The following is a 6,056-nucleotide window of genomic DNA, read 5'->3' as shown; positions in this document are numbered from 1 at the left end:
TGTTCTCCAGAAGGTAATAGCCATTCGTAGTTCTGCTAATTCTTTGACAAGGACCTTCTTCAAGCATTGAAGTTCCATTTACATTGATCAGGTCATATTTACCCTCCGCCTGGACAATTGCTACCCCGTCTTTGAAGGCTCCTGCGGAGTTATAAGCATATGGAATGACCAATGCTTGATGATGATCGATATACCCCCATTTGGTGCCCATTTTTACACTGGCCATGCCCTCAGAGAAAACTGAAACTTGGTCAAACTTTGGGGCCACTAGTGTGTCACCACTGGCATTGATAAAACCAAATCCATCTCCGATTTTGGCACCATAGGCACCTTCATTTCCCGGGAATATCCCCGTGGCGGTTTTATTGGGTTTTACTTCCCATTGTCCTTCTTTATTCAATAGACCGGTAGTTCCATCCCTAAAATGCACATTGAAGTAACTTCCCGATTTCCTTACGGAATCCATCCCTACAATATCCAGCAGGATACCGTCATTTTTCATTATCCGCCTTAACTTACCATGAATGTATTCTACCATCACCTCGTTTTCTATGCTGATTCGGTGAAAGCTATTGTAACGAATGTCAGCACTTGTAGACAAGGCGTTGATCAGTAAGTATTCATTGCTGTTTTTGGCGTAGAAATAGTTTTCTTCTAGATGGGTCAATTCATCAATTACCGGCTTTAGGATGTACTTTCCTTCCGTGTTTATTAAGCCAAACCCGGATGCTTCCTTAGCTACAATTACATCCGTGGAAGGATCTGTAAGAGAGATAAACCTGTGGTCAGGATTCTCTGAAAGGGGTAAGCTATATGTCCCGTCACTATTTTTTGCGATTACTTGTCCGTTTTTTGCAATCCTGGCTGAGCTGAATTTTCCAATAGAATTGGTAGCTCTTTTGCCTCTGTTATAAACAAAAAACTCCTCCCCTTTCCTTCCGAGTAATAATGTATAATAAGATTGGATTTCATCGTAGACAGCTGGTAAAACCTGTTCGCCATATTCGTGTAAAGCTCCATATTTTTCATTATTTTCAATGATAATCCATGGTTCTAGAAATTGGTAAAGCGAAGCACCTTCAATATTTGTAAAGGGTTCATAATTTGCATCTAAAAAAGCCAAGTTGTTTTCGGAAACATTGATTCTAAGGCTGTTACCAAGTAGGAATATTTCACCTTCAGCAAGTTTTTTTTCCAAATGAAAGTTGTTGTCAAAAACTTCCCAGGTTTGGGAATAAGCCCAGCTTAAATTCAATAAGGTAAACAGGAAAGGAATAAAAAATTTTAATAGGTGTAATTTGCGCATTTTAACTCAATTTATGGGTGAAAGTAAAAAGAAATTGCAGCTTTCACAATAAAAGGAATAAGGCATTTAGTCTGCCTTTTAAAAAAGTAAATATTCTATTGAGAAGGGATGTATTTAATGATTGGCTTTTTTAGCTTCTTCTTTTTCTAAGTCAAAAAGATCATTGATGATATCAATCATTTCCTCCGCTTGATCGCGTTTGCAGGCGGCTCTCAGTTGTACCACAGGTACTTTTAGGATTTTCTGCATCATGCTTTTGGTAATCTTATCAATAATCTCAAATTGTTGACCATCAGCATCAACCTTTTTAAGGTATCTTTCTAGCTCTTCTTTTCGGATTTGCTCCAAGCTATTCTTAAGCTTATTGATGGTAGGTGAAACCATCATTTCTTTTTTCCAATCGTAAAATTCTTTGATGCTTTCTACGATGATGTTTTCCACCTGAGGAATGGCGGCTTTTCTTTTGCTTAAAGTTTCTGTGGCCTTGCTTCGAATATTATCCACATTGTATAACAAGACTCCGGGAAGATCTTCTACAGCTGTTTCTATACTTCTTGGAACAGAAAGATCCACAAGTAATTTATAACTTTTTATATTGAATTGGCTGATTAAGGCTTTGCTTATTAATGGTTCCGGCATAGCTACTGAAGAAATAATTACATCAGCATCTTCCATAGCTTCAAAGCATTTTTCGAAGGGAATGGCTTCAAAATTATACTCAGTAGCCAGTTCCTTGGCTTTAGAGAAAGTACGATTGGCGATTTTAATCTGAGCATCTCCTAAGTAAACCAGGTTCTTGGCAACATCCTCTCCAATTTCTCCCAAACCAACCAAAAGTACTCTGGGTTGGTGGGTATTGGAAGTGAGTTCTTCGATTAATTCCACTGCTGCATAGGAAACAGAGGCAGCCCCATCCCTAAAAGCCGTTTCTTGAACGACTTTTTTGTTGGTAAAGAAAATGGTGTGCATCAATCGGTGAAGGAAAGGTCCGGCCATGTCCATGTCTACCGCTGTCTGGTAGGAACGTTTTACCTGATTTGATATTTGCATATCACCGATTACCTGGGCTTCTAATCCCATGGCCACCCTGAATAAATGGGAAATAGCGGATTTGTCATCTTGGTAGATGTCAAAATACTCCAGATAAGAGATGGTGTCTACCAAGCCTTTTTCAAGGCCTACCAGTTTAATGATTTCTGTGGATAGGTCTAGCTCGTGACTGTAATAGATCTCGGTTCGATTACAGGTAGATAAAATTAAGGTGTCTGTCAAACTGAAAAACTCTCTCAATTTACCCAAAAGCGAGCGTACTGCTCCTTCATCCAAAGAAACTAATTCCCGGATTGCTACAGGGGCATTTTTAAATGAGAGACTTAAAGCTTTAAACTTTGACTGCATAGCAACAACTTTCAGCTACAAATTTATTATAGAATTGGGACGAAATGAATTAATTCATCAAAGGGAATTTAATTTATAATGCTTCTAAATAAAATGCGCCATTTTTTCACTCCTCATACAACAATGCATTTTTTTGGAATAACATTCCATAATTGTTAATTTATGTTGACAAAGACATAGAAGATGCTAGAAAAATGGTTTTATCGGCTTAAATCTTATTTGGGATTCACGCGAAGGGAAATGCGGGGCTTCGTTTTTGTAATACCTACTCTCGGCTTACTGTATGCGGTACCTTATTTTATTGAAAGGTATAATCGTTCAGTTTCACGAGCGATGTACATGAAATACATCGCTGAGAATAAGGCCTTTTTTTCTTCGAAATCCACTTTTTCTCAAGTTTCACAGGAAGAAAAGTCAAAACAACCCCAAAAAGAGGAGAGGAAAGAAGGCGCCAATGTTGCTGGCCCTAGGCTTACAAAGCCTTCCCAACCAGTATTTAATCAATTAAGCTTTCATGAAGTTTCGGCCATAGAATTACAAATGGTGCAGGGCGTAGGGCCGGTGTTGTCAGCGAGAATCAGTGAGTACCGAGCGAATTTAGGCGGATTTCATAGGCCTGAGCAACTTTTAGAAGTGTATGGAGTTGATGAAGCACTGGCTGAAAAAATTTATTCAACTTTCGTTTTTGAGCCAAGAATAACCAGCAAAATTAATATCAATCAAGCTGATTTTAAACAGTTGATTCAGCATCCATACATAGATTATGGGGCTACCAAAGTCATTTTGGCCTATCGAAATCAGCATGGAGCATTTGGGTCGGCAGAGGATTTATTAAAGATCAAGATTTTTAATCGGCCTTGGGTGGATAGGGTAGCTCCCTATCTTAGTTTCTGATTTTATTATTGTCTTTGTGTTTTGCCTTCTGATTTTTTGTGGGAAATTTGTGTCATGAAAGATTTGGTTGCCCAATTGGCTGAAGTTTCGTTGAATTTACCCACCTACACCATGGATATAGAAAAAGGTGATCAGGGTAGATACTTTGTTTTTGACCCCATTAGGAAGAAGAAATTACTATTAACTCCTGAAGAATGGGTAAGGCAACACATTACTCATTATTTGGTTGAGCACATGAATTATCCCGGTAGTTTGATTGCTTTAGAAAAAGGCTTAAAATACAATGCTTTACAAAAGCGCTTTGATATATTGGTATTGGATAGGTCTGGAGCATCTTTTTTTTTAATTGAATGCAAAGCACCGGAAGTAAAATTGAGCCAGAAAACCGTTGAGCAAGTTTGTGTCTACAACAATAAATTCAACGCCCCATATATTTGTATTAGCAATGGACGGATGCATTATTGCTTAAAAAAAGACTTAAAAACGGGAAGGTATTCCCAAATTAATCATTTCCCGAAATTTGACGAAAATCCAGCGATTTAAACAATTGATTTATGACAATTAATGTGACCTTAGTCATGTTATTTGCTAAATTTGTCCAGTATCTTTCAAAAAAATAAAGGCTGAATAAGATGAATAAAGTTAAAAGTACGCCTTGTGAACTGTGTTTGAGTAGAAAACTATCCTTATTTGCAGGACTAGGAGAAGAGCATTTATGTAATGTTTCTGAAGGGAAAAATTTTATTTCTCACAAGAAGGGACAAATCCTATATTATGAAAGCACCAAGCCTTTAGGGGTATTCTGTGTCAATAGTGGGGTGGTTAAAATTTTTAAAACCGCTTCCAATGGAAAGGATCAGATCATACGATTGGCTCAGAAGGGAGATCTGGTGGGGTACGCTTCATTGATTGGAGAAGAGGCTTATACCACTACCGCCACAATCGTGGAGGATGCAGGCATTTGCTTTGTACCTAAAGAGGTTTTTCTAAAAGTGATGAAAGAGGATAATAATTTTCATCAACGCCTGACACAGGCACTTTGTCATGATATGGGCTTAATGGAGAGCCAGTTAACAGATGCTACTCAGAAATCTATCAGGGAGCGGTTGGCCTTGACATTACTACAGCTGGGAGACAGTTATGGTGTGGATGGTGGCGATAGGCAGCGGCTTGATATAACCCTCACCAGGGAGGAAATCGCAGGTCTTGTTGGTACGGCTACGGAGACAGTGATTAGGCTTCTTTCTGAGTTTAAGAAGGATAAACTTATAGATTTACAGGGAAAGAAAATAATATTACTAAATCGAAAAGGCTTGGCGAGACTTTCAGATTTTTATGGTTGATATACCTAAGCAAAAAAAGCCCCTCATCGGGCTTTTTTTGCTTTAAATTTATTTTGAAAGTTCGGTGATCGGTTCAAGCTCGAGTTTTCTAAACTCTACTTTGGCGCCCTCTGCCTGAACGGCGACTTGCCCTTTGGTGGCTGTAGCATTGTATCCTTCGTTGACCAAGTCACCATTAACCCAAACCTTTACTTTATCCCCCAAGCACTCGATTACCATCCTGTTCCAAAGACCGGGAGTATTTTCTGAGCCATCGGTAAGGTTGAGAATTCTTCTTTTTTTACCTTCAGTCACTCCCCATTCTTCTTTAGGGCCTCTTCTTTCAACCATGTTGTCCACTTCGATGTTTTCTACGATGCACCAGAAATCCCCTGCATTTTCGTGGTACATTTGAACCTCAATTGATTTGGGGAACATTTTGTACAAAGATCTGGGGGTAGAGGCATGTATCAATATTCCACAATTGCCGGTGGCTTCAGGAAAGCGGTATTCTGCAGTAATCCTGTAGTTTTCGTATTCTTCATTGGAGATCAGGTGACCTTGAGGAGTGCCCATGCTTATCAATAGCCCATCTTTCACTACGAACGAAGGGCTAATATTGGGGTTTTCATCTTGATCCGGTACATCCACATGCCAGCCGGACAAATCCTTTCCGTTAAATAAAGGTGTTTTCTGTGCCATTAAAGGACTTAGCAGCATCAAAGATAGCAAGGAGAGTAGCAAAGCTTTTGGCTTCATGGTATAGGGTTTTATTGGTTAAGGTTATAAACAAACAGGGGAACACCTGCGTAGACGTTCCCCTGTAAGGATGATGGGTCGATGGAATAAGCTTATCCGATCAAATTGCCATTGTCATCCCATTGGGCAATGGTTCCCCTTGTACTGATGTCAAGATATACGTCTTTGTATTTGGGATCGTTTTCAAGACCATGTTTGGCCAACACTTCGTCAGGCACGCCGTCCCAAGCGTTAGGGCGGTTACCTACATATCCCAAGTCTTTGAAACCTTCTTCGCTTGTAAAGAATCCTGTAGCAGTTAAGTTTCTGAGGTTGTTGAAAAACTTAACACCGCTACGGTTTTCAGGTTTTGCTGTATCTGGATAAGCGATCAAATC

At 39.3% G+C, this 6,056-nt stretch carries 7 protein-coding genes; 3 read left to right on the top strand and 4 right to left on the bottom strand.

The annotated features are described in order from the left end of the window. The coding region (locus AAC037_RS18030) for a WG repeat-containing protein (protein WP_339904521.1) at window positions 1-1,306 on the bottom strand (1,306 nt) is incomplete at its 3' end. Window positions 1,307-1,420: 114 nt separating this feature from the next. After that, window positions 1,421-2,704: a glutamyl-tRNA reductase gene (gene hemA / locus AAC037_RS18025; protein ID WP_339904520.1), complete on the bottom strand. Its 1,284-nt coding sequence runs from the start codon at window positions 2,702-2,704 to the stop codon at window positions 1,421-1,423. 183 nt (window positions 2,705-2,887) lie between these two features. Between hemA and AAC037_RS18020 the strand changes: the two genes are divergently transcribed. From AAC037_RS18020 to AAC037_RS18010, 3 genes are all read left to right on the top strand, one after another. After that, on the top strand, window positions 2,888-3,598 hold the full coding sequence (locus AAC037_RS18020) for a helix-hairpin-helix domain-containing protein (RefSeq protein WP_339904518.1): 711 nt from the start codon (window positions 2,888-2,890) through the stop codon (window positions 3,596-3,598). A 54-nt stretch (window positions 3,599-3,652) separates the two neighbouring features. Next, window positions 3,653-4,141, top strand: a complete 489-nt coding sequence (locus tag AAC037_RS18015) for a type I restriction enzyme HsdR N-terminal domain-containing protein (RefSeq protein WP_339904516.1) — start codon at window positions 3,653-3,655, stop codon at window positions 4,139-4,141. Between the two features lie 89 nt (window positions 4,142-4,230). After that, on the top strand, window positions 4,231-4,941 hold the full coding sequence (locus tag AAC037_RS18010; protein ID WP_339904514.1) for a Crp/Fnr family transcriptional regulator: 711 nt from the start codon (window positions 4,231-4,233) through the stop codon (window positions 4,939-4,941). Window positions 4,942-4,989: 48 nt separating this feature from the next. Here AAC037_RS18010 and AAC037_RS18005 read toward each other — a convergent pair whose 3' ends face one another. Together AAC037_RS18005 and AAC037_RS18000 are read right to left on the bottom strand one after the other, a co-directional pair. Then, on the bottom strand, window positions 4,990-5,679 hold the full coding sequence (locus tag AAC037_RS18005; RefSeq protein WP_339904512.1) for a DUF1080 domain-containing protein: 690 nt from the start codon (window positions 5,677-5,679) through the stop codon (window positions 4,990-4,992). A gap of 92 nt (window positions 5,680-5,771) precedes the next feature. Next, on the bottom strand, window positions 5,772-6,056 hold a 285-nt coding region (locus AAC037_RS18000; protein WP_339904510.1), incomplete at its 5' end, for a gluconate 2-dehydrogenase subunit 3 family protein.

The sequence above is a fragment of the uncultured Cyclobacterium sp. genome (assembly GCF_963976465.1).
Lineage (GTDB): Bacteria > Bacteroidota > Bacteroidia > Cytophagales > Cyclobacteriaceae > Cyclobacterium.
Note: the sequence above shows the minus strand (reverse complement) of the source record. Positions and strands in the feature narration are given on the sequence as shown.

What these genes read in the sequence shown, in the direction of transcription:
- AAC037_RS18005 (WP_339904512.1), bottom strand. Translation starts at nt 5,679, where the DNA reads ATGAAGCCAAAAGCTTTGCTACTCTCCTTGCTATCTTTGATGCTGCTA.
- AAC037_RS18010 (WP_339904514.1), top strand. Translation starts at nt 4,231, where the DNA reads ATGAATAAAGTTAAAAGTACGCCTTGTGAACTGTGTTTGAGTAGAAAA.
- AAC037_RS18015 (WP_339904516.1), top strand. Translation starts at nt 3,653, where the DNA reads ATGAAAGATTTGGTTGCCCAATTGGCTGAAGTTTCGTTGAATTTACCC.
- AAC037_RS18020 (WP_339904518.1), top strand. Translation starts at nt 2,888, where the DNA reads ATGCTAGAAAAATGGTTTTATCGGCTTAAATCTTATTTGGGATTCACG.
- hemA (WP_339904520.1), bottom strand. Translation starts at nt 2,704, where the DNA reads ATGCAGTCAAAGTTTAAAGCTTTAAGTCTCTCATTTAAAAATGCCCCT.